Origin of the sequence: Citrobacter sp. Ct235 (assembly GCF_030332305.1) — a bacterium.
In the GTDB taxonomy this organism is placed as follows: domain Bacteria; phylum Pseudomonadota; class Gammaproteobacteria; order Enterobacterales; family Enterobacteriaceae; genus Citrobacter_A; species Citrobacter_A telavivensis.
The window spans coordinates 368,232-393,356 of sequence record NZ_JAOWIC010000049.1 but is presented as its reverse complement, the minus strand read 5'-3'; the positions used below and the strand labels follow the sequence as shown (position 1 = coordinate 393,356).

23 protein-coding genes are annotated in these 25,125 nt (G+C 52.0%); 9 read left to right on the top strand and 14 right to left on the bottom strand.

The features are described 5' to 3' along the window. Nucleotides 1-3: 3 nt before the first annotated feature. Both selD and OGY35_RS19005 read right to left on the bottom strand, forming a co-directional pair. Complete coding sequence (selD, locus tag OGY35_RS19010) at nucleotides 4-1,047, bottom strand: selenide, water dikinase SelD (protein WP_286633131.1); 1,044 nt, start codon at nucleotides 1,045-1,047, stop codon at nucleotides 4-6. A gap of 116 nt (nucleotides 1,048-1,163) precedes the next feature. Continuing rightward, the gene (locus OGY35_RS19005; protein ID WP_286633130.1) at nucleotides 1,164-1,715 is read right to left on the bottom strand and encodes an NAD(P)H nitroreductase; all 552 of its coding nucleotides are present in this window, start codon (nucleotides 1,713-1,715) and stop codon (nucleotides 1,164-1,166) included. A gap of 165 nt (nucleotides 1,716-1,880) precedes the next feature. Here OGY35_RS19005 and sppA point away from each other — a divergent pair, with 165 nt between their 5' ends. From sppA to pncA, 3 genes are read left to right on the top strand one after another with little or no spacing between them, the layout of a single operon-like run. Continuing rightward, nucleotides 1,881-3,737, top strand: coding sequence for a signal peptide peptidase SppA (sppA, locus tag OGY35_RS19000; protein ID WP_286633129.1), 1,857 nt, complete (start codon nucleotides 1,881-1,883; stop codon nucleotides 3,735-3,737). Between the two features lie 57 nt (nucleotides 3,738-3,794). After that, nucleotides 3,795-4,811, top strand: a complete 1,017-nt coding sequence (gene ansA, locus OGY35_RS18995) for an asparaginase (RefSeq protein WP_286633708.1) — start codon at nucleotides 3,795-3,797, stop codon at nucleotides 4,809-4,811. 10 nt (nucleotides 4,812-4,821) lie between these two features. Beyond that, on the top strand, nucleotides 4,822-5,463 hold the full coding sequence (pncA, locus tag OGY35_RS18990; protein WP_286633128.1) for a bifunctional nicotinamidase/pyrazinamidase: 642 nt from the start codon (nucleotides 4,822-4,824) through the stop codon (nucleotides 5,461-5,463). Nucleotides 5,464-5,502: 39 nt separating this feature from the next. On the opposite strand, the gene OGY35_RS18985 is transcribed toward pncA, so the two are convergent. The 8 genes from OGY35_RS18985 to OGY35_RS18950 all read right to left on the bottom strand — a co-directional run bounded on the left by OGY35_RS18985 (nucleotide 5,503) and on the right by OGY35_RS18950 (nucleotide 14,344). Continuing rightward, nucleotides 5,503-6,861, bottom strand: coding sequence for an MFS transporter (locus OGY35_RS18985; RefSeq protein ID WP_284554116.1), 1,359 nt, complete (start codon nucleotides 6,859-6,861; stop codon nucleotides 5,503-5,505). Between the two features lie 190 nt (nucleotides 6,862-7,051). Further along, nucleotides 7,052-7,810 carry a DeoR/GlpR family DNA-binding transcription regulator gene (locus tag OGY35_RS18980; RefSeq protein WP_286633127.1) on the bottom strand — a complete coding sequence of 253 codons (759 nt, stop codon included), beginning with the start codon at nucleotides 7,808-7,810 and terminating at the stop codon, nucleotides 7,052-7,054. Between the two features lie 136 nt (nucleotides 7,811-7,946). Beyond that, a complete protein-coding gene (gene ydjG, locus OGY35_RS18975; protein WP_152404953.1) occupies nucleotides 7,947-8,930 on the bottom strand; it encodes an NADH-dependent methylglyoxal reductase in 984 nt (327 codons plus the stop codon). 9 nt (nucleotides 8,931-8,939) lie between these two features. Then, nucleotides 8,940-9,887, bottom strand: coding sequence for a carbohydrate kinase family protein (locus OGY35_RS18970; protein WP_286633126.1), 948 nt, complete (start codon nucleotides 9,885-9,887; stop codon nucleotides 8,940-8,942). Between the two features lie 4 nt (nucleotides 9,888-9,891). Next, nucleotides 9,892-10,728, bottom strand: a complete 837-nt coding sequence (locus OGY35_RS18965; RefSeq protein ID WP_286633125.1) for a ketose-bisphosphate aldolase — start codon at nucleotides 10,726-10,728, stop codon at nucleotides 9,892-9,894. Nucleotides 10,729-10,807: 79 nt separating this feature from the next. Next, nucleotides 10,808-11,851, bottom strand: coding sequence for an NAD(P)-dependent alcohol dehydrogenase (locus tag OGY35_RS18960; RefSeq protein ID WP_152404956.1), 1,044 nt, complete (start codon nucleotides 11,849-11,851; stop codon nucleotides 10,808-10,810). A gap of 10 nt (nucleotides 11,852-11,861) precedes the next feature. Further along, the gene (locus OGY35_RS18955) at nucleotides 11,862-13,241 is read right to left on the bottom strand and encodes an MFS transporter (RefSeq protein ID WP_286633124.1); all 1,380 of its coding nucleotides are present in this window, start codon (nucleotides 13,239-13,241) and stop codon (nucleotides 11,862-11,864) included. Between the two features lie 26 nt (nucleotides 13,242-13,267). Next, nucleotides 13,268-14,344 (bottom strand): zinc-binding dehydrogenase, encoded by a 1,077-nt coding sequence (locus OGY35_RS18950; RefSeq protein WP_286633123.1) that lies wholly within the window; start codon nucleotides 14,342-14,344, stop codon nucleotides 13,268-13,270. 294 nt (nucleotides 14,345-14,638) lie between these two features. Here OGY35_RS18950 and chiD point away from each other — a divergent pair, with 294 nt between their 5' ends. Both chiD and yajD read left to right on the top strand, forming a co-directional pair. Beyond that, nucleotides 14,639-15,892, top strand: a complete 1,254-nt coding sequence (chiD, locus tag OGY35_RS18945) for a chitinase ChiD (RefSeq protein ID WP_286633122.1) — start codon at nucleotides 14,639-14,641, stop codon at nucleotides 15,890-15,892. Between the two features lie 164 nt (nucleotides 15,893-16,056). Next, nucleotides 16,057-16,401, top strand: a complete 345-nt coding sequence (gene yajD / locus OGY35_RS18940) for an HNH nuclease YajD (protein WP_286633121.1) — start codon at nucleotides 16,057-16,059, stop codon at nucleotides 16,399-16,401. Between the two features lie 53 nt (nucleotides 16,402-16,454). Here the strand turns inward: yajD and OGY35_RS18935 are convergent, their stop codons facing one another. Together OGY35_RS18935 and msrB are read right to left on the bottom strand one after the other, a co-directional pair. Continuing rightward, nucleotides 16,455-16,730, bottom strand: coding sequence for a YeaC family protein (locus tag OGY35_RS18935; protein ID WP_046479650.1), 276 nt, complete (start codon nucleotides 16,728-16,730; stop codon nucleotides 16,455-16,457). Between the two features lie 41 nt (nucleotides 16,731-16,771). Beyond that, nucleotides 16,772-17,185 (bottom strand): peptide-methionine (R)-S-oxide reductase MsrB, encoded by a 414-nt coding sequence (msrB, locus tag OGY35_RS18930; protein ID WP_152404960.1) that lies wholly within the window; start codon nucleotides 17,183-17,185, stop codon nucleotides 16,772-16,774. Between the two features lie 342 nt (nucleotides 17,186-17,527). Here msrB and gapA point away from each other — a divergent pair, with 342 nt between their 5' ends. After that, nucleotides 17,528-18,523 carry a glyceraldehyde-3-phosphate dehydrogenase gene (gene gapA / locus OGY35_RS18925; protein WP_042319484.1) on the top strand — a complete coding sequence of 332 codons (996 nt, stop codon included), beginning with the start codon at nucleotides 17,528-17,530 and terminating at the stop codon, nucleotides 18,521-18,523. 74 nt (nucleotides 18,524-18,597) lie between these two features. After that, the gene (locus tag OGY35_RS18920; RefSeq protein WP_286633120.1) at nucleotides 18,598-19,482 is read left to right on the top strand and encodes a D-hexose-6-phosphate mutarotase; all 885 of its coding nucleotides are present in this window, start codon (nucleotides 18,598-18,600) and stop codon (nucleotides 19,480-19,482) included. Between the two features lie 121 nt (nucleotides 19,483-19,603). Here the strand turns inward: OGY35_RS18920 and OGY35_RS18915 are convergent, their stop codons facing one another. Next, nucleotides 19,604-20,458: an aldo/keto reductase gene (locus OGY35_RS18915; RefSeq protein ID WP_286633119.1), complete on the bottom strand. Its 855-nt coding sequence runs from the start codon at nucleotides 20,456-20,458 to the stop codon at nucleotides 19,604-19,606. A gap of 90 nt (nucleotides 20,459-20,548) precedes the next feature. Then, nucleotides 20,549-21,295 carry a MipA/OmpV family protein gene (locus tag OGY35_RS18910; protein WP_046479642.1) on the bottom strand — a complete coding sequence of 249 codons (747 nt, stop codon included), beginning with the start codon at nucleotides 21,293-21,295 and terminating at the stop codon, nucleotides 20,549-20,551. A 444-nt stretch (nucleotides 21,296-21,739) separates the two neighbouring features. Between OGY35_RS18910 and yeaG the strand changes: the two genes are divergently transcribed. Both yeaG and OGY35_RS18900 read left to right on the top strand, forming a co-directional pair. Then, the gene (yeaG, locus tag OGY35_RS18905; protein ID WP_043000926.1) at nucleotides 21,740-23,674 is read left to right on the top strand and encodes a protein kinase YeaG; all 1,935 of its coding nucleotides are present in this window, start codon (nucleotides 21,740-21,742) and stop codon (nucleotides 23,672-23,674) included. Nucleotides 23,675-23,803: 129 nt separating this feature from the next. Beyond that, nucleotides 23,804-25,087 (top strand): YeaH/YhbH family protein, encoded by a 1,284-nt coding sequence (locus OGY35_RS18900; RefSeq protein WP_152404963.1) that lies wholly within the window; start codon nucleotides 23,804-23,806, stop codon nucleotides 25,085-25,087. Nucleotides 25,088-25,125: the final 38 nt, after the last annotated feature.

Here is a 25,125-nt window from a genome sequence, read left to right as displayed (position 1 = left end):
GAATTAACGGATCTCAACCATGGCGCGTCCGCCACGGGCTTCAACCAGTTCGCCAATCGCCGTCAGTTCGATACCAAACTCGGCGGCTGTCGCTTTAACGTCCTCTTCGGCGTCTGGCATCACCGCCAGCAGCAGGCCACCGGAGGTTTGCGGATCGCACAGCAGGGAGCGCACCGCCTGCGGCATTTCTCCCATCAGGTGTCCATAGCTGGCAAAGTTACGCTCAGTGCCGCCCGGCACGGCGCCCAGGCGGATGTACTCTTCCACTCCCGGCAGTTTAGGGATGTCCTGATAACAAATCTGCGCCTGCACGCCTGCGCCCTGGCACATCTCGCTGAGGTGGCCCAACAGACCAAAGCCAGTCACATCGGTCATGGCTTTGACGCCGTCGATGTTGGCAAATGACGCCCCGGCAATATTCATCCGACACATCACTTCCGTCGCCAGCCCCTGATGTTCAGGTTTCAACAGCGATTTCTTCTCAGCGGTGGTCAGCACGCCGATGCCCAACGGCTTGGTCAGGAAAAGCTTACAGCCGGCCTGGGCAGTGCTGTTTTTCTTCACCCGTTCAGTGGGGACGATGCCGGTCACCGCCAGACCAAAGATCGGTTCCGGCGCATCAATCGAGTGACCGCCCGCCAGCGCAATGCCCGCCTGACGACAGGCAAAACGTCCGCCTTCGGTCACTTCGCGGGCGATTTCTGGTGACAGCTTACTGATTGGCCAGCCCAGGATCGCGATCGCCATAATCGGTCTGCCGCCCATCGCGAAAATATCGCTTATGGCGTTGGTCGCCGCAATGCGGCCAAAATCAAACGGATCATCGACAATCGGCATAAAGAAGTCAGTGGTACTGATGACGCTGGTGCCATTGCCCAGATCGTATACCGCCGCGTCGTCACGGGTTTCATTTCCCACAAGCAGGTTCGGGTCGACAAACTTCGCCTGCTCGCTGTGCAGGATGGTTTCCAACACTTTCGGGGAAATTTTACAACCGCAACCCGCTCCGTGGCTGTACTGCGTTAAACGAATAGCTTGCTCGCTCATGGACATCTCCTGTCATTGCAATCGGGCTATGGTAGCGCTCATTCCATGAAGTGATAAGAGAGAGTGTCCGAATTCCGGCGTCTTTGCTCAGAATCCAGACAGTTTTGCAGAATTAACTAAAATTTCGTCACAAACGGCGCGGTATCCGGCACGTTAATGGTGGTGGAGGCTTTCAGTTGCGGCGTACCAAGATAGAGGAAGCCGACGATCTTATCCTGCGTGCGGCAGTCAAACGCGTCGCGCACCACCGGGCTGTCGGTTAACGCCCCGGTACGCCAGATACCGCCGAAGCCTTGCGCGATAGCCGCCATTTGCATCGCCATCACCGCACAGCCGGCGGACATTTCCTGTTCCCAGACCGGGACCTTATGATTTTCGTCACATTTCGCGACCACGGTGATGATAAGCGGCGCGCGAAACGGTGCGGTGCGCGCTTTTTCGATCCCTTTTTCATCGCTCCCGGCGGCAATTGCCCCCTTCTCCAGCACCGCGCTGAAGCGTTCGCGCCCTTCGCCTTCAATGACGAAGAAATGCCACGGTTGCAGGGTCTTATGATCCGGCGCGCGCATCCCCGCGCGGAGAATATTTTGCAATTGCTCACCGGCAGGTGCAGGCTCGGCCAGGCGAGAAGCGCTGCGGCGGTTAACAAGTAATTCAAGTGCATCCATTTGGTTAACTCCTGTCAGGGTGAATATTCACAAAATTAACACGAGAGCAGATTTTGTTACAGCGTCGACGGTGATTCCTGCTGACAAGAGACGGCAGGGTCATTAGGATAGCCACATCTCTTACACCTGACCCAGGTGTAGTATTTGTAACGGTAGGGAGAATACATGCGAACCCTGTGGCGATTCATTGCCGGTTTTTTTAAATGGACGTGGCGACTGCTTAATTTTGTCCGCGAGATGGTGCTTAACCTGTTCTTTATCTTCCTGATCCTGGTCGGTGTGGGAGTCTGGATGCAGGTCAGCAACAATAATACCAGTGATAAAGTCGGTCGCGGTGCCCTGCTGTTAGATATTTCCGGGGTGATCGTCGATAAACCGTCCAGCACCAGCCGTCTTGGCGCGCTCAGCCGTCAACTGCTGGGCGCCAGCTCCGATCGTCTGCAGGAAAACTCCCTGTTCGATATCGTCAATACCATTCGTCAGGCCAAAGACGATCGCAATATCACCGGTATTGTGATGGATTTGAAAAACTTCGCCGGTGCCGACCAGCCGTCAATGCAGTATATCGGCAAAGCGCTGCGTGAATTCCGCGACAGCGGAAAACCGGTCTATGCCGTCGGCGATAACTTTAGTCAGGGCCAGTATTACCTCGCGAGCTTCGCCAATAAAATCTGGCTGTCGCCGCAGGGCTCGGTCGACATCCACGGTTTTGCCACCAACGGACTCTATTACAAATCCCTGCTGGATAAGCTGAAAGTTTCCACCCACGTGTTCCGCGTTGGAACCTATAAGTCTGCCGTCGAGCCGTTTATTCGTGACGATATGTCGCCTGCGGCGCGGGAAGCAGACAGCCGCTGGATTGGTGAACTGTGGCAGAACTACCTGAATACCGTTGCCGCCAATCGTCAAATCCCGGCAGGGCAAGTCTTCCCTGGCGCACAGGGCGTTCTGGATGCGCTGACGAAAGCCGATGGTGATACAGCGAAGTACGCGCTCGACAGCAAACTGGTCGACGCCCTGCTTTCCAGCGCCGAAGTGGAAAAAGCGCTGACCAAACAGTTTGGCTGGAGCAAAGCCGAAAATAACTATCGCGCGATCAGCTATTACGACTATACGCTCAATCCGCCTGCGGATACGGGCAGCTCCATCGGCGTCGTCTTCGCCAACGGGGCCATCATGGATGGTGAAGAAACGCCGGGGAACGTCGGCGGGGATACCACCGCCTCGCAAATTCGCGATGCGCGTCTGGATCCGAAAGTGAAAGCCATTGTCCTGCGCGTAAACAGCCCTGGCGGCAGCGTGACGGCCTCGGAAGTGATTCGTTCAGAACTGGCCGCCGCGCGCGCTGCCGGCAAACCGGTGGTGGTGTCGATGGGCGGAATGGCAGCGTCTGGTGGTTACTGGATCTCCACACCGGCCAGCTACATTGTGGCCAACCCGAGCACGCTGACCGGTTCGATTGGTATCTTTGGGGTGATTAACACCGTCGAAAATAGCCTTGATTCGATTGGTGTGCACACCGACGGCGTGGCCACCTCACCGCTGGCCGATATTTCGCTGACCAAGGCCCTGCCGCCGGAAGCGCAGCAAATGATGCAACTGAGCATTGAGAACGGTTATAAGCGTTTTATCACCCTGGTCGCCCAGGCGCGTAAATCTACGCCTGAGCAGATTGATAAAATTGCGCAGGGCCACGTCTGGACCGGCCAGGACGCCAAAGCGAACGGTCTGGTCGACAGCCTTGGTGACTTCGACGATGCGGTCGCTAAAGCGGCTGAACTGGCGAAGCTCAAGGCGTGGCATATCGACTATTATCAGGATGAGCCGACCTTCTTCGATATGGTCATGGACGGCATGTCAGGCTCCGTTCGCGCCATGCTGCCGCAGGCGATTCAGGCAATGCTCCCTGCGCCGCTGGCCTCAGCGGCCAGTACGGTCAAAGCGGAAGGCGATAAGCTCGCCGCATTCAACGATCCGCAAAACCGTTATGCGTTCTGTCTGACCTGCGCTAACGTGCGTTAATCCCCAATCCCCCTTCCTGCGAAGGGGGATTTTTCCTTGAGCGACAAGATATTAGCCATGCAGAAGAAATCGATTTACGTTGCCTATACCGGCGGGACCATTGGTATGCAGCGCTCCGAACAGGGTTACATCCCGGTCTCCGGACACCTTCAGCGGCAGTTGGCGCTGATGCCCGAATTTCACCGCCCGGAAATGCCCGATTTCACCATTCATGAATATGCCCCGCTGATGGATTCGTCAGATATGACGCCGGAAGACTGGCAGCATATCGCCGACGATATCAAAACCCATTACGACCAGTACGACGGTTTTGTTATCCTTCACGGCACCGACACGATGGCGTTTACCGCCTCCGCACTCTCGTTTATGCTGGAGAATCTGGGCAAGCCGGTCATTGTGACAGGGTCACAAATACCGTTGGCGGAGCTGCGTTCTGACGGACAAATCAATCTTCTCAATGCGCTGTACATCGCAGCAAACTATCCGATCAACGAAGTCACCCTGTTCTTCAACAACCGCCTGTTTCGCGGCAACCGCACGACAAAGGCGCATGCCGATGGCTTTGACGCTTTCGCCTCCCCTAACCTCCCGCCGCTACTGGAAGCGGGTATCCACATCCGTCGCCTGGGTACGCCACCGGCCCCGCGAAGTGAAGGCGAACTGACTGTTCACCCAATCACACCGCAGCCGATTGGCGTCGTCACTATTTATCCGGGGATCTCAGCCGATGTGGTGCGCAACTTCCTGCGCCAACCGGTGAAAGCGCTGATTCTGCGCTCCTATGGCGTGGGTAACGCGCCGCAGAATAAAGCGTTTCTGAAAGAGCTTCGCGAAGCCAGCGTGCGTGGCATCGTGGTGGTGAACCTCACGCAGTGCATGTCGGGGAAAGTGAACATGGGCGGCTATGCCACCGGCAATGCGCTGGCACATGCGGGCGTGATTGGCGGCGCGGATATGACCGTTGAAGCGACCCTGACCAAACTGCATTATCTGCTGAGCAAAGGGCTGGATACGGATGCGATTCGCAAAGCGATGACGCAAAATCTGCGTGGCGAACTCACGCCGGACGACTAAGGAGATACTGATGACGCATCGTGCGCTGTTACTGGTCGATTTACAAAATGATTTCTGCGCTGGCGGCGCGCTGGCGGTCCCGGAGGGCGACAGCACGGTTGATATCGCTAACCGCCTGATCGCATGGTGTCAGACGCGCGGCGATGCGGTGATCGCAAGCCAGGACTGGCATCCTGCGAACCACGGCAGTTTCGCCAGTCAACATCAGGCCCAGCCTTACAGCCAGGGGCAACTGGATGGTCTGGCGCAAACTTTCTGGCCCGATCACTGCGTGCAGGATACCGACGGCGCGGCGTTTCATCCACTGCTGAACCGCAAGGCGATAGATGCCGTTTTCCATAAGGGCGAGAACCCGCTTGTCGACAGCTACAGCGCCTTTTTTGATAATGGTCGCCGACAGAAAACCGGGTTGGACGCGTGGCTTCGCCAGCACAACGTGAATGAACTGATAGTCATGGGTCTGGCGACCGACTATTGCGTCAGGTTTACGGTTATGGATGCGCTGCAACTGGGCTATACGGTGAACGTGATTACCGACGGCTGTCGCGGCGTGAACATTCAGCCACAGGACAGTGCTCATGCCTTCATGGAGATGGCCGCCGCTGGTGCTACGCTCTATACCCTCGCCGACTGGGAAGAAACCCAGAATTAGCCCGCAGGAGGATGGCGATCCCCTCACCATCCTCCCACGTTAGTTCAGACTGGAAATTTCCTCGAGCGATACCATTCGCGTTTCAATACCAAAGAAAAACAGAATTAGCGCACAAACCACCAACATAGCGCCCAGCACAATAAATACGGTGACTGAGCCGTATTGCGTCAGTAATACCGCCACGCCATACGGGGTAAAAACCGCCACGATCCGGCCTACCGCATTTACAAATCCTGAACCGCGCAGGCGTAAATGCGTCGGCCACAGCTCCGGAACATAGACCGCAGAAGCAAAGCAGACGTACATATACAGGAAAAAAATCATCACCAGACCATAGCTCAGAATGGCCCATTCCGCAGTCTGAATCGAATAGAAATAGCCCAGCAGCGCAATGATGACCAGCAGCAACGAACCGAATAACCGCCGTGGATAACGGTCAATAATCAAAGCGGCGATAAAGATACCGACGGGTGCGCCAATCATAATGATGGCGGTCATAAAAATAGACCTGGTGACATCAATCCCTGAGTTAACAAAAATCGTTGGGATCCATACGGTAATGGTATAAAGCGAAATATTCATCGCGATAAGTACGGTAATGGCCACCAGCGTGCGGCGCAGCATCTGTCCTTTAAACAGCAGCCAGAATGACCCATGCTCCTCACTGACTGAATGCGATTCCGGTTTGCCCGGAGGTGGAGACAAGGTGATGTTCTTCTCTTTTTCAATCTGTATTTCAACGTCGCGCAGATGTTTTTCCGCAATACATTGTCGACCTTTGCCCGCCAGCCAGCGTGGCGATTCAATAAAGTATTTTCCGGAAAGGTACCATGCCAGCAGCATGCCAGCCCCACCAAGGAGAAACATCACTCGCCAGCTCAACAGGGCAATAACGACAACGCCAATGGCCGCAGACAGCATCGGTGCCCAGTTACCGACAAAAGAGAGCCTTGCAGACCATTTTCCTCTGACTGTCGCCGGAATGAACTCCGTAAATGACGCATAGCCCACCATGATAAGCGCCCCCATACCTGTCCCCATGAGACAGCGAAAGAAGATAAGCCAGTACATATTGGGAACAAAGGAAGCCGCGGTTGCGGAAATGCCCACAATCAGCAGATTCATTCGAAACGCTTTCCGGCGTCCAAGATAATCGCCAATAAACCCGCCGGTCAAAGAGCCGATGAAATAACCGAACATCAATGCCGAGGTAAATGCCGCATTGAGGAAATTATTTGACCATCCATTACTTACTAGTTTTGCCAGTACCACATTGCCGGAATAGCTGAGAAAGCCGGTCAATAATAAGCTAATACTGATAATGCCAAAAATGCGAAAATGAAACCGGGCTAAAGGCAAGCGGTCCAGTCTTGCACCGATATGATCATATTGTTCCATCTGGATACCTCAAACACTCATCATTCCCCGACAACCCGAAACTCGCAGAATATAATCTGTATTTTGAACCCGGAAGAGATGAGCATATTAAGTTGTGATTCAGCGGCAAGTTCGACGTTGCCGCATCATTCATCATCACTTTGTATTTAGCATTCACCAGGTGTGAACTAAAAATATTAGCCACATAAAACTAAAAAATGAGCTGAATATTATTTTTTTTGCAAAATGCAATCCATTCCGCACCGGGTGCTTTATTCGTTATGATATAATTGATATGGCTTAAATCTACTAACTGGACAAAGGCTTTGCGATCAAATTTCGAATGATCCACCAGCAGCGCCACTTCCGTCGCTTGCCGAATCATGGTTTTCTTGATCTCGGCTTCTGCCTCGTTAGAATCAAGCGCCCCACTTTCCCTGTCCAGACCTTTACAGCTCATCACCATAATGTCCACATGGTAACGACTGATAATTTCTTTGGTGATCCGTCCCTGTAATGAAAGCGTGTTCTTATTTAACTCACCACCGGTCGAAACCACATTAATATCCGATTGTGCCAACTCATGAAACGCTTCTGCTGAATTGGTTAATAACGTGAGATCGTTTCGTTCCTTTAATAGCTTCAACAATTCCATGGCAGTACTGCTGGAGTCTGCTGCCATCGTGGTCTTATTTTTAATAAATGGCAGTGCGTTACGCGCAATAATCTGCTTCTCCTCATAGAACGATTTTGCCCGCTTATAAAAATGGATATTGTCAGATAACGTCGTTGTATTTAATACCGCGCCGCCATAAGTGCGTGTTAAAAAGCCTTCATCCTCGAGTTTTTCCAGATCGCGGCGAATGGTCTCTTCGGTCACCTGGAATATCGTACTTAAATTAGAAACCACCACTTTCTTGTCATTGGCAACCATTTGCTTAATTGCCTGAATTCTGTCTTTTGCCGCCACAGTTACACCTCTGTTTCCTTCAAAGTCATGATAAGTGCTTAGTATCTCATAGGCCATGTTTATTTTCAAAAGAACATGTCTGAATCACAGATTTTCGTGTTCTTTTACACAGAAACAGAGGTGGTGCTTATCGCTCTTACTTATTATTTAATGCTTCCGCCATTTCCCTCATCAATAATGCGTCGTCATCTGTTAAGGCGATAGTTAGCGCTTCAACATTCTCACGGACCTGCTCCGGTGCGGTTGCTCCACTGAGTATTGAAATTAAATCACTCTGTTTCAATATCCATGCCAGCGCCAGCGTGGGTACAGAACAGTGATATTTGTCGCACAGCGGCCGCCACTGTTCCAGCATATCGATAACACGTAGCATATTCTCACGCTGGAACCAGACTTTATTCGCCCTTGCGCCGCCAGGGATGTAGTCGCGCGTTATCGTGCCGGTGAGTAATCCCTGCTCCAGCGGGGAGTAGACCTGTACCACGATGCCATGCTCACGACATAGCGGCAGCAACTCGATTTCCAGCGCCCGATCCAGAATGCTGTACTTCGCTTGCACAATATCCAGCTCACCGTGTTTAAGGTATTCGCGGATATGAGAGGCATCCACATTCGCCGCTCCAATTGAACGAATCTTCCCTTCGGCCTTTAGTTCGTTAAGTACAGCGACAGTTTCCGCAATCGGGGTAAAAAATGGCGGTACCGACTGCCAGTGGGTCATATAAATATCGATGCAATCAATCCCCAGACGTTGCAGGCTGGACTCAACCTCTTCACGGATAGAATCCGGGGAGAGATTTTTATACAACTGACGATCGCCGACCTTGTTGAATAAGCTTCCTTCGCGCTCCCACACAATACCGCACTTGGTCTCAACAACGATTTCTCTGCGCGGTAACTGCTTCAGCGCCTGACCGACAATCACTTCGCTATTGCCAAAATTATATCCTGGCGCAGTATCAATCAGGTTGATACCACAGCGGTGCGCTTCAATGATGGTATCGATACATATCTGTAGATCGAGATCGCCATTCCACGCCGGGCCGCCGCCGATGGCCCATGTGCCCAGCCCCATTCGCGAGAGCGTAATATCAGTACTGCCTAAAGGTATCATTTTCATCTGCCGCTATTATCCTTCGTATTCATCCAGGAGTTGTTCCACCAGCTTTCTGTTTTGCACACCCGTTGTCGCCCCTACGCTTAAGACCGATATCGCTGCCGTCGCGTTAGCAAACAGTGCGCATTCACGCAGCGTTTTTCCCTCAAGTAGTGCAGAGATAAATCCCGAGGCAAAATTATCGCCGGCTCCGATCGTGTCGATGGCGGTAATCCCGGAAACGGCAGGTACCTCCATTCTCATATCAGCACCTTTGATAAAGCAGCCTTTCTTGCCGGTTTTTATCACCACCGTTTTTACGCCGCACTGGAGAAAGCGATCGGCGATTTCATCCAGCGTCTCTTTCCCGGTGAGTTTTTTAGCCTCATCAAAATTAGGGAACAGATAATCGACAAAACTCAACGCTTCCTGAATATCCTCCAGCGTTTCATTAAGCCGGGGTTTGATCATGTCAGCACAAATAATCAACTGCTGCGCCTTCGCCCGGGTAAAAATTTCCGTTAATGCTTTGCCATCCAGCAAAGGGCTATTGAAAATGCTTGCCAGCGATAACAGCTTGACCTGAGAAAAACGGTCAAAATCGATATCGTTGATATTCAACTTCCACAGGCTGCCATTGCGGTTGGTGACAAATGTCCGTTCACCATCCGCAGTAACCAGACCAACGTTAATCGAGGTATCAATTTCAGCGTCCAGTTTCAGGCTTTGAATATCAATATGCTCTTTGCGACAGTGCTCGAGAATAAAATGGCCTGCCGCATCATCGCCAATGCGACTCATCAATGCCGTACGATGTCCAAGGCGGGAAATAATGGTGGCCTCATTGATGGCATCCCCTCCTGTGGTCATGGCGATTCGTTCTAAAGGATAAGAATCTACATCAAAGATATTTTTACTGACCGGTTGCAAAGGAATATCGACAATTGCCGCACCGATGCAAAGCACTTCGATCTCGTCCATATCATCATTCCGCTTTGCCGTCTGAACCAAACAATTTGATTTTTTCCAGCGCTCGCGCTTTGACGGCTCTGCGCACTTCGCGCTCCAGGTGCAGGAACGGTTGATCCTGATTCTCTTTCACCGCCACCATCGCCGCCTGGCACAGCTCAGTATGAATATTGATCTTGGCAATACCGAGTGAAATGGCCTTTTTAATATCAGCATCGCTGATACCCGAAGCCCCGTGCAGTACCAACGGCACAGAAACGGCCTGACGTACGCGTTCAACCACTTCGAAGTTCAGCTTTGGTTCGGAGGTATAGACACCATGCTGATTACCGATGGCGACAGCCAGTGAATCACAGCCGGTCCGTTCAACAAACTCTGCCGCCTGGCTGGGATCGGTATAATGGTATCCTGCCAGCGCTTCCTCATAGACCGTTTCATTCCCCACGTGTCCCAGCTCGGCTTCAACCGGAATACCCAACGGATGAAAGAAATCAACGGCCTCTTTGGTCAGGCGGATATTTTCTTCAAAGTCAAAAGCGGAGGCGTCACGCATTAGCGAATTCATCCCGTGAGTCCAGGCATTATGGATAATCTCCATGCTGCGCCCGTGATCCCAGTGGGTAATCACCGGTACCGATGCCTTTTTCGCCATCGAAACCATCATATGCGAAAAGTCTTCAAATGATGTATTCCCCACAAACCCGGTGCCAAAAGAAATAATCACCGGTGATTTAGCCTCTTCCGCCGCATCGATTACGCCCATCAACATTTCTGCGTTCCACACGTTAAAGTGGGCAATCGCATAATGTTTATTTTGTGCGTCGTTTTCCCAATATTTAATATCTGCCAGCATTGTTATTTCTCCCGTTTAAATTAATCACTATCTCCGCCATAATTCAGGTTGCAGATGTGTTGGCTGCGACTCGAATTATTTAGGGCATAACCTTAATCACACCCTTAATAATGTCGCGTTTGTTATTTACCGACTCATCAAATGCTCGCTGAACCTCTTCATAGTCATAAATATGCGTCACCATCGATTTCACATCGAAACGACCTGAGGAAATCGCTTCAATAGTGACCGGATAGCGGTTGGCGTAGCGGAAAACGGTCTGAATTGAGACTTCACGGTTAATTTTGAGGAAATTAATCGCAGAGTCTCCCGGCACCGTGCCAACAATCATGATTTTCCCGCCGCGCATCACCAGATACGGCGCCTGCTTAACCGTGACGGCGGAACCTGCAGTTTCAAAAACGATGTCAGCCCCCATCTCCCCGGAAAATTGCTGACAGCGGGCAACGGTGTCTTCTTTGGCGCCATTGACGACGAGTGTTGCGCCAAGCTGTTCAGCCATTGCCAACCGTTTTTCCAGGACATCGACCACGGCGATGTCAGTAGCGCCAAGGCATTTACAGGCCTGCAATGTCATCAGACCAATGCAGCCCGCACCGAGAATGACGATTTTCTTCCCGGGCTTCACGTCCGCCAGCATTGCTGCATGCATCCCAACGGCAGCAGGCTCCACCAGTGCCCCCTCCATGGTGTCCATGTTGTCCGGGAGCTTATAGGTGAAGCTTTCCGGATGGCACAGGTAGTGCGTTAAGGCACCGCGATAGTTGGGCTGGGTCGCCATAAAGTCGACATCCGGGCAGATGTTGTATTTGCCTTCCAGGCAGTAGCGACAGTGACCGCAGGGTACGCCCGGCTCAATATTCACCCGATCGCCCGGTTTAAACTTACTGACACGGTTACCCACGGCCACCACCGTCCCGGCACACTCATGACCCAGACCGATTTCCTGATTCGGGTCTTTTGGCGGAATAAATGGCCCCGATTCAAAACCGTGAACATCCGAACCGCAAATCCCGACATACTCGACTTTGATCAGGACTTCATGCTCTTTTGGCACCGGCATATCGGCGGCAATAATGTTCATCGTCCCCGGTGTTTTTAATATCGCTTTAGAGTTTTGCATTTTCATTCCTTTATTTATTCGTTACCGCATCAATACCAAGACTCTCGACCGAGACACCTTTTGTTTCTATTCCAATAGTGGCAATAGCAACAGCGACAATAATTGAGACGGCGCCCAGCAGGATGAAGACACCCGTCACACCATAACCGTTAAGCAACACCGCGACGGCGTAAGGTGCGGCAATCCCGCTGATTCGACCAACGGCATTCGCCAGGCCTGATCCTCTAAGCTTCGCTTCCGTAGGCCAGATTTCCGGTACATAAACGGCCGAAGCGTAGCAGACATACATATAGACAAAGGTAATCAGGAAAAAGCCAATTAAGGTAATCAGCAACATGCTGGTTTGCAGTGAATAGATATACCCGAGGACGGCAATCAATATTAATAAACCTACGCCCATTGTTTTACGGGGGATTTTATCCATCACCAGCATGGCGATGAAAATACCAAACGGCGCGCCGAACATACTCATCGTATTTAATACAATGGAGTCTTTCAGATTGATTCCCTGGGTCATAAATATTGTCGGCAACCAGTTAATTAACGTGTATTGCACGACGTTCATGGCAATCAGCACACAGGAACCCAAAATAACGCGCTTCAGTAATACACCGGTCAGCAATGCGGAATACGGTACTGAACGCGGCGGCTTACCGTTGTCTTCGATAATGACCAGTGGCAACGGCTTACCCGTTTGACGCATCACCCCCTCTTCAATCGCCTGCATGACTTTTTCGGCGTCCTGATAGCGTCCGTGTGACTCCAGCCAGCGGGGTGATTCAGGGAACCAACGCCAGGCAAGTGCAGTGGCAATAAGTGATAATACGGCCGGGATTAACAACTGCACGCGCCAGTTCCACTCTGCGCTAATCAGCGGTGTGAGTCCCATCGCGATGAGCGAACACAGCGGATACGACCAGTTACCGATAAACGAAACCCGACTTGACCAGGTGCCCCGGTTTCTTCCCGGCATATACTCCGTAAATCCGGCAAAGAGAGTAACCAGCAACGCCCCTAACCCGACGCCCATAACAAAACGGCAGGCGATCAGGAAATCCATATTTGGCGAAAATGCGCCAACCACCATGGCGGCAATATGAATCGCTTCGTAGAGGATAAACGCATTTCTGCGTCCGGTTTTATCACCGATGATCCCACCAACCAGGGCGCCGAGGAACATCCCCGCCGTGGTAATCGCGGAAAAAGTGGCGGTTGTGGAATTATCAGTCCAGCCTAACTCTTTTAGCTGCGCGAGGATCAACCCACCAACGGCATTACTCCAGCAGACAAGTAACCCAAAGGCGACCATCGCAAACATTGATGTATGCCAGCGACAATCCGGCAGGCGATCCAGTCGGGCGCCGCAATGTGGCTTTGTTATCTGTTCCATTCGATAACGTTCCTTTAGCAGAAGGGTTATTCATCAAAGTCGTAGGTCATAATCACTTTGATCGCCGTTTTATCGACCATCGCGTCGAAACCGTCACGCCACTGTGACAGGCCAATACGATGCGTAATCATCGGTTTGACCTGGATTGCGCCACTGGCGAGTAAGCGAATGGCATTACGCCAGGAGGTGGAATCGTAGGCCATATGCCCGATAATGCTTTTGTTCCACGCAGTGATGTCGTTAATGGAGAAATCGAGCGGTTTGAACCCCATACCAACGCGCACCACTTCACCGTTAGGACGCAGCATTTCGATGGACTGCTTCAGGGCAATGTTGGCGCCAGAACACTCGATCACCAGGCCAAGATTGTCTTTGCCGCAGATTTCCTGACAGCGTGCGACCACATCTTCCGTGGAGCCGTTAACGACCGCCGTCGCACCCAATTCTTTCGCCACCGGGAAACGAACAGGGACATCCTCTTCCAGGCCGACCATCACAATATTGACCGCGCCCATGATGCGAGCCATCTGCACAGAGAACAGCCCTAGCGGACCCGTGCCGATAACCACCACGTCCTGACCCGGTAAAAATTTGGATTGCTGAGCAATAGATTTATAGGCGTTGCAGATGGGATCCAGCACTGCGGCCTCTTCGTAATCAACGTTTTCCGGGATCTCCCACAGGGCATGGCGATGAATTTTCAGGATTTCACCCGGCACCAGGCAGTATTTCGAAAATCCACCCCCCCAGGTGTTATTATCCAATCCCAGATTCACTTTTTCTGTGCAACACAGAAAATCCCCCTGCTCACAGGCCGGGCAGACGCCGCAGACATGCCCACTGTTGTCTGAAACCACGCGCTGACCCACCTTCCAGTCTTTAACCTTTTCCCCAACCTGCGTAATACGTCCTGCAAACTCATGGCCACGAATGGAGTTAAACCGATCGGAACCGCTATCAACGTTGTAATGTTTCATGTCTGCGCCACAGATTGCTGCCGCTTTGATTTCAATCACCACATCGTCAGGTCCGCATACAGGTTGCGGAACGTCAATCATCTTGTAGCCACCAAAGGCCTTACCAAATCTTGCCAGTGCTTTCATTGCTTTTTCCTTTGTGTTTAGTTTTGCATCAATGCCCATCATACTTACCCACAAAATCTTTGAGGTCAACATTGAATCTTTAAAACACAGACAAACATCTGCATTTCGCAACTCAGATCACAAATACGAAGAAACTGATCCGTGAAAACAAAGGAATGTGGAAGAGGCTTTGCAAAAATGGCGTGAACACCTTCGTAGTTTTTCCTGCACGAAGGTGCTAGTTTGTTCAGGTTGTTTTTTCGCCACGCCATTTCCGTGGCGTGTTTGTTTTTTTTAATGTCAAAGAGGATCGCTATGAAACGTTTGCCCTTGTTGGCAGCATTACCCCTGTTATGCGCGTCTGTCGCGTCCGCCAGTTCTATGATGTCCGTCGGCTACTTCAACGGCGGCGGAGATGTCACCGCCGGACCGGGCGGCGATATCAACAAACTGGATGTCCGCCAGATTACCCACCTCAACTACTCATTCGGCTTGATTTACAACGCTGAAAAAGACGAAACCAACGCCGCGCTAAAAGATCCGACGAAGCTTCATCAGATCTGGCTGTCGCCGAAAGTGGAGTCTGACCTCGCCCTGCTCCCGGTACTGCGTAAACAGAACCCGCGTCTGAAAGTCCTGCTTTCTGTCGGCGGCTGGGGCGCACGCGGATTCTCGGGTGCCGCCGCGACGCCGGAAACACGTGCCGTGTTTATTCAGTCCGCCATGGAGATAGTGAAGAAATACGGACTCGACGGTATCGATCTGGACTGGGAATACCCGGTCAACGGTGCCTGGGGACTGGTTGCCAGTCAGCCCGCCGATCGTGAGAATTTCACGCTGCTGCTGAAAGAACTGCGTCAGGCGGTCGGCAACCAGAAACTGGTGACAATTGCCGTCGGGGCGAATGCGGAAAGTCCGAAAAGTTGGGTGGATGTGAAGGCGATTGCGCCACTACTCGACTACATCAACCTGATGACTTACGACATGGCCTACGGAACGCAATATTTCAACGCCAACCTGTATGATTCGAAAGACTGGCCAACCGTGGCAACTGCCGATAAGTACAGCGTCGACTTTGTGGTCAACAACTACCTTGCCGCTGGCCTAAAACCCCAACAGATGAATCTGGGGATCGGTTTTTATGGTCGCGTCCCCAAACGTACGGTGGAGCCGGGAATTGACTGGACGAAGCCGGACGCACAAAAAAATCCGGTCACTCTGCCCTACTTTGGCGAACCGGAAATCACACTGTTTAAATCGCTGGGGGTCGATCTGACCAAAGACACCTACGTGAAGTACAACGACATTGTCAAAACGTTTCTCAACGATCCGCAGAAGCGTTTTACCGAACACTGGGACGCTCAGGCGATGGTGCCGTGGCTGTCCGTTCAGTCGGCTGACGGTAAGCCTCTGTTTGCCCTCTCTTACGAAAACCCCCGCTCGGTGGCAATCAAAGCGGAGTACATTAAGAAGCGCGGACTGGCCGGCGCAATGTTCTGGGAGTACGGTGCGGACGACAATAACCAGCTTGCGAAACAGCTGGCGGAATCCTTAGGCATTCAACACTAAGCGCCACCCATTGCTGATAATGCCCTGTGCGCCCGCACAGGGCATTTTTTTCACAAGCTGCGGGATCGGTGTGTTACGCGAAACGGAATCGGTTATGATGGCCCCAGGCCGTTGCGTCAGTGTTTGACGTCACGTTTCATTTTCAACTGGAGGCATGGGATTGTATGGCTTTTATCCCTAAAAATTACGCCCGTCTGGAAGTTGGCTACCGGGAAAAGGCGCTGAAACTCTTCCCGTGGGTCTGCGGCCGCTGTTCCCGCGAATTTGTCTATTCAAATCTTCGCGAACTGACGGTGCATCATATCGATCACGATCATTCCAATAATCCGGAAGACGGCAGCAACTGGGAGATGTTGTGCCTGTACTGCCACGATCATGAGCATTCCAAATACACGGAAGCCGATCAATATGGTTCCACAGTGGTGGCTGGAGAGGATGCGCAAAAGAGCGTCGGCGAAGCCACGTACAACCCTTTTACCGACCTGAAGGCAATGCTGAATAAAAAATAATCCGCCGCGTTAGCCCGGCAAAACTGTAGAATGCCGGGCCTCACTGCGCGCTATCAGGATTTAAACGTCGCAATCGGTTCTGGCGTAATGCCAAAATCGACCTTCAGTTGCTGCTTGCTCTTCATCACCATCTGCCCGTTGGTATCAATCGTCATATGCTGAGCGTCAGTATTGTGGCGCGCCTGCCAGAGCATCACCAGTTGCAGACTGTTATCTTTTTGCTCCGGAGTCAGCGCCACGCCATCCGGCCATTTTCCCAGCTCAACGGCGGTTGATAAGCGCTGATACACTTCCGGCGTCATGCTGTTAACTATCTCATCAAGATTCATGATAAGTCCGCTCCTATGGAATAAATTGCTGAATCGTTTTTTCAACCTTTGGTCTGATCACCGTTTTCATCATCGGTAAAGCTCAGAGAAGCTGAATTGACACAGTAGCGTTCGCCGGTAGGTTGCGGACCATCGGGGAAAACGTGTCCCAGATGCGCGTCGCAGTTTCCACAGCGAATTTCAATACGTTGCATGCCGTGCGAGAAGTCCTTGATGTAGCGGATCGACTCTTCACTCACCGGTTCGTAAAAGCTGGGCCAGCCGCAGCCGGAATCGTATTTAGACTGGGAGGTAAACAGTGGCGCATCGCAGATCAAACAGTGATAAACGCCGTCTCGCTTGTTATGCAGCAACTGCCCGGTAAATGGCGGTTCTGTGCCGTGATTCTGCGTCACGTAGAACTGCATTTCAGACAGGTTTTTTTTCAGATCTTCCGTAGAAGGTTTGTTCGCCATTTGCTCACATCTCACTTTTCATGACGCTGACATTGCACGACAGATTCTAACAAAACATTAACACCTGAGTGCAGACTTTTGTTCTAAACTTGATCCTTGCGAAATGGCAGCTTGTGAATCGTGATGCAAATCACGTTTTTATCTCAGTTGCCCTTTAAAATTCGGGGCGCCGCCCCCATGTGGTTTCAAGCCCAATGGAAGAGTGAGGCGAATCAGCTGCGCAAAGCTTGTGCAGAGGATTGATTTGTCGCAATGATTGACACGATTCCGCTTGACGCTGCGTAAGGTTTTTGTAATTTTACAGGCAACCTTTTATTCACTAACAAATAGCTGGTGGAATATATGACTATCAAAGTAGGTATCAACGGTTTTGGCCGTATCGGTCGCATTGTTTTCCGTGCTGCTCAGAAACGTTCTGACATCGAGATCGTTGCAATCAACGACCTGTTAGACGCTGAATACATGGCTTACATGCTGAAATATGACTCCACTCACGGCCGTTTCGACGGTACCGTTGAAGTGAAAGACGGTCATCTGATCGTTAACGGTAAAAAAATCCGTGTTACCGCTGAACGTGATCCGGCTAACCTGAAATGGGACGAAGTTGGTGTTGACGTAGTGGCTGAAGCGACCGGTATCTTCCTGACCGACGAGACTGCTCGTAAGCACATCACTGCTGGCGCGAAGAAAGTCGTACTGACTGGTCCGTCCAAAGATGACACCCCGATGTTTGTTAAAGGCGCTAACTTTGACAAATATGCTGGCCAGGACATCGTTTCCAACGCATCCTGCACCACCAACTGCCTGGCTCCGCTGGCTAAAGTTATCAACGACAACTTCGGTATCATCGAAGGTCTGATGACCACTGTTCACGCAACCACCGCAACTCAGAAAACCGTTGATGGCCCGTCTCACAAAGACTGGCGTGGCGGCCGTGGCGCGGCTCAGAACATCATCCCATCCTCTACCGGTGCGGCTAAAGCTGTTGGTAAAGTACTGCCAGAACTGAATGGCAAACTGACGGGTATGGCGTTCCGCGTTCCGACTCCGAACGTATCCGTTGTTGACCTGACCGTTCGTCTGGAAAAAGCTGCTTCTTACGAAGACATTAAGAAAGCGATCAAAGCTGCTTCCGAAGGCCCGATGAAAGGCGTTCTGGGTTACACCGAAGACGACGTTGTTTCTACCGATTTCAACGGCGAAGTTTGCACTTCCGTGTTCGATGCCAAAGCCGGTATCGCACTGAACGACAACTTCGTGAAACTGGTTTCCTGGTACGACAACGAAACCGGTTATTCCAACAAGGTTCTGGATCTGATTGCTCACATCTCCAAATAAGTTGAGATGAAACAGTAATCTGTAAGAGCGACTTCGGTCGCTCTTTTTTTTGCCTGAAGAGAAAGGATTACATCATGATCAATAAAATTTTTGCACTTCCGGTAATCGAACACATTACCCCTGTCCTCTCCCGTCGTCAGCTCGACGAACTCGATGTGATTGTCGTCGACCACCCGCAGGTGAAAGCGTCTTTCGCGTTACAGGGCGCGCACCTGCTCTCCTGGAAACCAGCGGGAGAAGAAGAGGTTCTGTGGCTGAGCAACAACACACCGTTTAAAAATGGCGTCGCACTGCGCGGTGGCGTGCCAATCTGCTGGCCGTGGTTTGGTCCGGCGGCCCAGCAGGGTCTACCGGCGCATGGATTTGCCCGTAACCTGCCGTGGACGCTGAAGGCGCATAATGAAGACGACAACGGTGCGGTGCTGACCTTTGAACTGCAAAGCAGTGAAGCGACTCGCCAGTACTGGCCGCATGACTTCACCCTGCTGGCGCGCTTTAAAGTGGGTAAAACCTGTGAGATCGAACTGGAAGCGCACGGCGAATTTGAAACAACCTCCGCGCTGCATACCTATTTCAACGTTGGCGATATCGCGGCGGTGAAAGTCAGCGGTCTGGGCGATCGTTTTATCGATAAAGTGAACAATGCAAAAGAAGATGCGCTGACCGATGGCGTACAGACTTTCCCGGATCGTACCGACCGCGTCTATCTGAACCCGGAAGCCTGCAGCGTGATTCACGATGCTGCACTGAACCGCAACATCGACGTCGTGCATCATCACCACCTTAACGTCGTCGGCTGGAACCCGGGCCCGGCGCTGTCCGTAAGCATGGGCGATATGCCTGACGATGGCTACAAAACCTTTGTGTGTGTGGAAACGGCATACGCCACTGCGGCACAGAAGACCACCGAAGAGAAACCGTCCCGCCTGGCGCAGACCCTTAGCGTCGCCAGACGTTAAGTAATAAGTGATGCCGGAGTTTCTGTAGGCCGGATAAGATGCGTGAGCATCACCATCCGGCAATCAATGCCAGATGGCGGCTAACGCCTTATCTGGCCTACAAAAATAACATCCGGCATCGTCACACCATGTCCAGCGCCGTTTTCCCCTTCGGCGCGGGATACGCCTTATCCAGTGCGGCGAGTTCCTGGGCTGAAAGCGTAATGCTCAGCGCCGCCGCATTTTGCTGCACATGCTCGACACTTGCCGCTTTCGGAATTGCCATCACCCCCTGATGACTGATGACCCACGCCAACAGGATCTGCACCGCTGACGCACTGTGCGCATGCGCAATCTCATTGACCACGGGATGGTTCAGCAAGCCGCTGCGAAGTCGTCCGGCCTGCGCCAGCGGGCTGTAGGCCATCACGGGGAGTTGATGTTGCTGACACCACGGCAGCAGATCGTATTCAATGCCGCGTGAAGCCAGATGATACAGCACTTGATTGGTCGCGCACTGCCTGCCGCCCGGGACCTGCCACAGCGCCTGCATCTCGTCAACGTCGAGATTGGACACTCCCCAGCGACGAATTTTGCCCTGGGCAATCAGTGTTTCCATCGCCTCAACCGTCTCGGCAAAGGTGAAGTTACCCGACCAGTGCAATAAGTAGAGATCCAGATAGTCGGTTTTCAGGCGGCGCAGGCTGGCCTCGCAGGCGGCAATCGCTTTTTGTCCCCCCGCGTTCCACGGATAGACCTTCGACACCAGAAAAACGCGTTCACGTAAGCCGTTCAGCGCCTCACCGACCACTTCTTCCGCTCCGCCATCGGCATACATTTCGGCGGTGTCGATGAGCGTCAGTCCGAGATCGACGCCCGCACGGAGTGCAGACACTTCCGCCCGGCGATGGCCGGGATTCTCACCCATATACCACGTCCCCTGCCCGATCGCGGGCAGAACAACCCCACCGTCAAAGACAACCTGTTTATCTGTCATCACATCCTCCTTTGTTGTGCACCACCGTAATGCAAAACAGGGCGCAAGCGCCCTGTTTTGATGCACAAATTGCACAGTAATAATGCACAATCAGAACTTATAGGTGATCCCGGTCGAAATCAGGCCAGTCCAGGATTTGTCGATCATCGGGCTGTCGGTAATTTCATCCGACAGACGGGTGTAACGTGCAGTACCGTAAACGCTCCAGTCACCGAGGAAGTTGTAATTCGCGCTCAGCTCCAGGTACGGGTTCCAGCTGTCGTTCGGGTTATAGCCACGCATACCGCTTCTTGCGGACTCTTTACGAGACACACCGTAGTAGTAGTCGTTCTGATTCTCACTGTTCCACTCAACACCAATACCCGGCGTCAACGTCAGGCCGCCATTGGTGTAGCGATACAGCCAGGCCAGATCCCAGACGATACCGTTGCTGTTGTCCAGCGTATCCCCGGCGAGCGTGGTACGCAGAAAACCGTATTCGGTATTATGGACGTAAGATAAACCCGCCATCATGGTGCTCTTACGCTTATCCAGACGACGCATCTGACGATCGTCGCTGTCGCCCGGTTTGAAATACATCGGGGACCAGTAGGCCGTGATCGACAACTTGTCTGCAGTGTCGTTCCATAGATAGTATCCACCGCCCAGACCACGGAACCAGAAGTTGTCGCCTTCGTAGTTGATCACCGGAACCGGGTAAACATCTGCGTCGTAATCTTTATAAGGGTGTTCAACCACACCAACGCCAGCGCCAAGCGTCAGGTTGCTTTCAGCGTGCACCACGGTAGCAGACGATGCGATAAACACGCCAAGTGCCAGAAGTTTGAGTTTGGTCACAATCCATCTTTCCTTATTCAATTGTTCAGCGGCAAAAGTGTAACCGCCAATACGTTACAACCCAACCATTTTACAAATTAATGAAAGAATGTAACCGTCTAATTTTGCAGGCTGAGATGACACGCGGCTTACAGTGGGATGAAAACGGTGTGATCTCCTGCCACATTATTTACATTAACTATGCATTTTTTGCGGATGAGTTATTGATATGCCATTGAAAATCATTTGCGAGCGCATGCAAGTTTTGCAAATGCCATCTACGCTTTAATTTAGAAGTTGTATCGCCGGGCACGTTGGTCTCACGCTGTACAAGCTGGCATGAGAGTTGCTGTTTTTTTGATACGAGACAGTAAATGACGTCGTTCAGTCTACCTCTTCCGGGAGCCTCTACTATTCATATGAACGGCTCTTAACCTGTGCTAAAAAACGAAAGGACGGCATATCATGAATATATTCGATCACTATCGCCAGCGTTATGAAGCTGCCAAGGACGAAGAGTTCACACTGCAGGAGTTTCTTACCACTTGTCGGCAAGATCGCAGTGCTTATGCCAACGCGGCAGAACGGCTATTGATGGCTATTGGTGAACCCGTCATGGTTGATACTGCCCAGGAACCCCGACTTTCTCGCCTCTTCTCCAACCGGGTTATCGCTCGTTACCCGGCGTTTGAAGAGTTTTACGGCATGGAAGACGCGATCGAACAGATTGTCTCTTATCTGAAACACGCGGCTCAGGGGCTGGAAGAGAAGAAACAGATCCTGTATCTGTTGGGGCCTGTTGGGGGCGGGAAATCGTCGCTGGCCGAACGACTGAAGTCGTTGATGCAGCGCGTCCCGATTTATGTCCTGAGCGCCAACGGTGAGCGCAGTCCGGTGAACGATCATCCACTGTGTCTGTTTAATCCGCAGGAAGATACCCAGATACTGGAAAAAGAGTACGGCATTCCGCGCCGTTATCTCGGCACCATTATGTCGCCGTGGGCTGCCAAACGCCTGCATGAGTTCGGTGGGGATATCACCAAGTTCCGCGTGGTAAAAGTCTGGCCGTCAATCCTTGCACAAATCGCGATTGCCAAAACGGAACCCGGCGATGAGAACAACCAGGATATCTCCGCGCTGGTCGGGAAAGTGGATATTCGTAAACTCGAACACCATGCCCAGAACGATCCGGACGCGTATGGCTATTCCGGCGCGCTGTGCCGGGCGAACCAGGGGATTATGGAATTTGTCGAGATGTTTAAAGCACCGATTAAAGTGCTGCATCCGCTGCTGACCGCCACTCAGGAAGGGAATTACAACGGCACCGAGGGGATCTCCGCCCTGCCGTTCAACGGTATTATTCTCGCCCACTCAAACGAATCGGAATGGGTGACTTTCCGTAACAATAAAAACAACGAAGCCTTCCTCGACCGCGTTTATATCGTGAAGGTACCGTACTGCTTACGCATTTCTGAAGAGATTAAAATCTACGAGAAATTGCTTAACCACAGCGAGCTGACCCACGCGCCCTGCGCGCCGGGAACCCTGGAAACGCTGGCGCGCTTCTCGATTCTTTCCCGTCTGAAAGATCCGGAAAACTCGAGTATCTACTCGAAAATGCGCGTCTATGACGGTGAAAGTCTGAAAGATACCGATCCGAAAGCGAAGTCATATCAGGAGTACCGCGACTACTCCGGCGTTGACGAAGGGATGAACGGTCTGTCAACCCGCTTCGCGTTTAAGATCCTCTCGCGCGTCTTTAACTTTGACCATGTCGAAGTTGCCGCTAACCCGGTTCATCTGTTCTATGTACTGGAACAGCAGATCGAGCGTGAACAGTTCCCACAGGAGCAGGCAGAACGCTATCTCGAGTTCCTGAAAGGGTATCTGATCCCGAAATACGCCGAGTTTATTGGCAAAGAGATCCAGACCGCCTATCTGGAATCCTACTCGGAATACGGACAGAACATTTTCGACCGTTATGTCACGTATGCCGATTTCTGGATTCAGGATCAGGAGTACCGCGATCCGGATACCGGTCAGTTGTTTGACCGTGAATCGCTGAACGCTGAGCTGGAGAAAATTGAGAAACCCGCGGGGATCAGTAATCCGAAAGATTTCCGTAATGAAATCGTCAACTTTGTGCTGCGCGCGCGCGCCAACAACAGCGGACGGAATCCGAACTGGACCAGCTATGAAAAACTGCGCACGGTCATTGAGAAGAAAATGTTCTCCAATACCGAAGAGCTGCTGCCGGTCATTTCGTTCAATGCCAAAACCTCGACCGATGAGCAGAAGAAACACGACGACTTTGTCGACCGGATGATGGAAAAAGGCTATACCCGTAAACAAGTGCGTTTACTGTGCGAATGGTATCTGCGCGTACGTAAATCGTCTTAACAGCAAACGGCCCGGCGACGCATTGTGCCAGCCGGGCCCACAACGACAGCGAACCGTAGGCCGGATAAGCGAGGCGTATCTGGCACTACAGGTGCCGCATAAAGTTGGCAAATGCAGTACGGGGGACATATGACCTGGTTCATTGACCGACGACTTAACGGTAAAAATAAGAGCACGGTTAACCGCCAGCGCTTTTTACGCCGTTATAAAGCACAAATTAAACAGTCGATCTCCGAGGCCATTAACAAGCGTTCGGTGACCGATGTAGACAGCGGTGAATCTGTCTCCATTCCGACGGAAGATATTAGCGAACCGATGTTTCATCAGGGACGCGGCGGCCTGCGCCATCGCGTTCATCCGGGAAACGACCATTTCGTGCAGAATGACCGCATTGAGCGCCCACAGGGTGGCGGCGGGGGTTCAGGAAGTGGACAGGGTCAGGCCAGTCAGGACGGTGAAGGCCAGGATGAATTCGTCTTTCAGATCTCCAAAGATGAATACCTGGATCTGCTTTTCGAAGACTTAGCGCTGCCTAATCTGAAGCAAAATCAGCAGCGTCAGCTTACGGAGTATAAAACGCATCGTGCGGGCTATACCGCCAACGGCGTTCCGGCCAATATCAGCGTCGTGCGGTCGTTGCAAAACTCCCTCGCCCGGCGTACGGCCATGACGGCAGGCAAACGACGCGAACTGCACGCGCTGGAGCAGGATCTCGACACCATCAGCAAGAGCGAACCGGCGCAACTTCTGGAGGAGGAACGGCTACGCAAAGAGATTGCCGAACTGCGGGCCAAAATCGAGCGCGTGCCGTTCATCGACACCTTCGACTTACGTTATAAAAATTATGAGAAGCGTCCCGATCCTTCCAGCCAGGCGGTCATGTTCTGCCTGATGGATGTCTCCGGCTCCATGGATCAGTCGACGAAGGACATGGCCAAACGCTTTTATATTCTGCTCTATCTGTTCTTGAGCCGAACGTATAAAAACGTGGAAGTGGTCTACATCCGTCATCACACTCAGGCGAAAGAGGTCGACGAGCATGAGTTCTTCTACTCTCAGGAAACCGGGGGAACCATTGTCTCCAGCGCCCTGAAGCTGATGGATGACGTCGTGAAAGAGCGTTACGATCCTGCGCAGTGGAACATTTACGCGGCACAGGCATCCGATGGTGATAACTGGGCGGATGACTCCCCGCTGTGCCATGAAATTCTGGCGAAAAAACTGTTGCCCGTGGTTCGCTATTACAGTTACATCGAAATTACCCGCCGTGCGCATCAGACATTATGGCGCGAATATGAGCATCTGCAGTCCACTTTTGATAATTTTGCGATGCAGCATATTCGCGACCAGGATGATATTTATCCGGTGTTCCGCGAGCTTTTTCAAAAACAAGGTACCACCAGCGTCAATTAAACCGCAACCAGCCAGGTAAATAATCTCCTGGCTGGTTC

Bases quoted from the DNA above. Each gene is read 5' to 3' on its own strand.
- gapA (WP_042319484.1), top strand. From the start codon at position 17,528: ATGACTATCAAAGTAGGTATCAACGGTTTTGGCCGTATCGGTCGCATT.
- OGY35_RS18985 (WP_284554116.1), bottom strand. From the start codon at position 6,861: ATGGAACAATATGATCATATCGGTGCAAGACTGGACCGCTTGCCTTTA.
- yeaG (WP_043000926.1), top strand. From the start codon at position 21,740: ATGAATATATTCGATCACTATCGCCAGCGTTATGAAGCTGCCAAGGAC.
- OGY35_RS18965 (WP_286633125.1), bottom strand. From the start codon at position 10,728: ATGCTGGCAGATATTAAATATTGGGAAAACGACGCACAAAATAAACAT.
- OGY35_RS18970 (WP_286633126.1), bottom strand. From the start codon at position 9,887: ATGGACGAGATCGAAGTGCTTTGCATCGGTGCGGCAATTGTCGATATT.
- OGY35_RS18950 (WP_286633123.1), bottom strand. From the start codon at position 14,344: ATGAAAGCACTGGCAAGATTTGGTAAGGCCTTTGGTGGCTACAAGATG.
- OGY35_RS18920 (WP_286633120.1), top strand. From the start codon at position 18,598: ATGATCAATAAAATTTTTGCACTTCCGGTAATCGAACACATTACCCCT.
- ansA (WP_286633708.1), top strand. From the start codon at position 3,795: ATGCAGAAGAAATCGATTTACGTTGCCTATACCGGCGGGACCATTGGT.
- OGY35_RS18935 (WP_046479650.1), bottom strand. From the start codon at position 16,730: ATGAATCTTGATGAGATAGTTAACAGCATGACGCCGGAAGTGTATCAG.
- OGY35_RS18900 (WP_152404963.1), top strand. From the start codon at position 23,804: ATGACCTGGTTCATTGACCGACGACTTAACGGTAAAAATAAGAGCACG.
- OGY35_RS18915 (WP_286633119.1), bottom strand. From the start codon at position 20,458: ATGACAGATAAACAGGTTGTCTTTGACGGTGGGGTTGTTCTGCCCGCG.
- ydjG (WP_152404953.1), bottom strand. From the start codon at position 8,930: ATGAAAATGATACCTTTAGGCAGTACTGATATTACGCTCTCGCGAATG.
- yajD (WP_286633121.1), top strand. From the start codon at position 16,057: ATGGCTTTTATCCCTAAAAATTACGCCCGTCTGGAAGTTGGCTACCGG.
- chiD (WP_286633122.1), top strand. From the start codon at position 14,639: ATGAAACGTTTGCCCTTGTTGGCAGCATTACCCCTGTTATGCGCGTCT.
- OGY35_RS19005 (WP_286633130.1), bottom strand. From the start codon at position 1,715: ATGGATGCACTTGAATTACTTGTTAACCGCCGCAGCGCTTCTCGCCTG.
- OGY35_RS18955 (WP_286633124.1), bottom strand. From the start codon at position 13,241: ATGGAACAGATAACAAAGCCACATTGCGGCGCCCGACTGGATCGCCTG.
- selD (WP_286633131.1), bottom strand. From the start codon at position 1,047: ATGAGCGAGCAAGCTATTCGTTTAACGCAGTACAGCCACGGAGCGGGT.
- sppA (WP_286633129.1), top strand. From the start codon at position 1,881: ATGCGAACCCTGTGGCGATTCATTGCCGGTTTTTTTAAATGGACGTGG.
- msrB (WP_152404960.1), bottom strand. From the start codon at position 17,185: ATGGCGAACAAACCTTCTACGGAAGATCTGAAAAAAAACCTGTCTGAA.
- OGY35_RS18960 (WP_152404956.1), bottom strand. From the start codon at position 11,851: ATGCAAAACTCTAAAGCGATATTAAAAACACCGGGGACGATGAACATT.
- pncA (WP_286633128.1), top strand. From the start codon at position 4,822: ATGACGCATCGTGCGCTGTTACTGGTCGATTTACAAAATGATTTCTGC.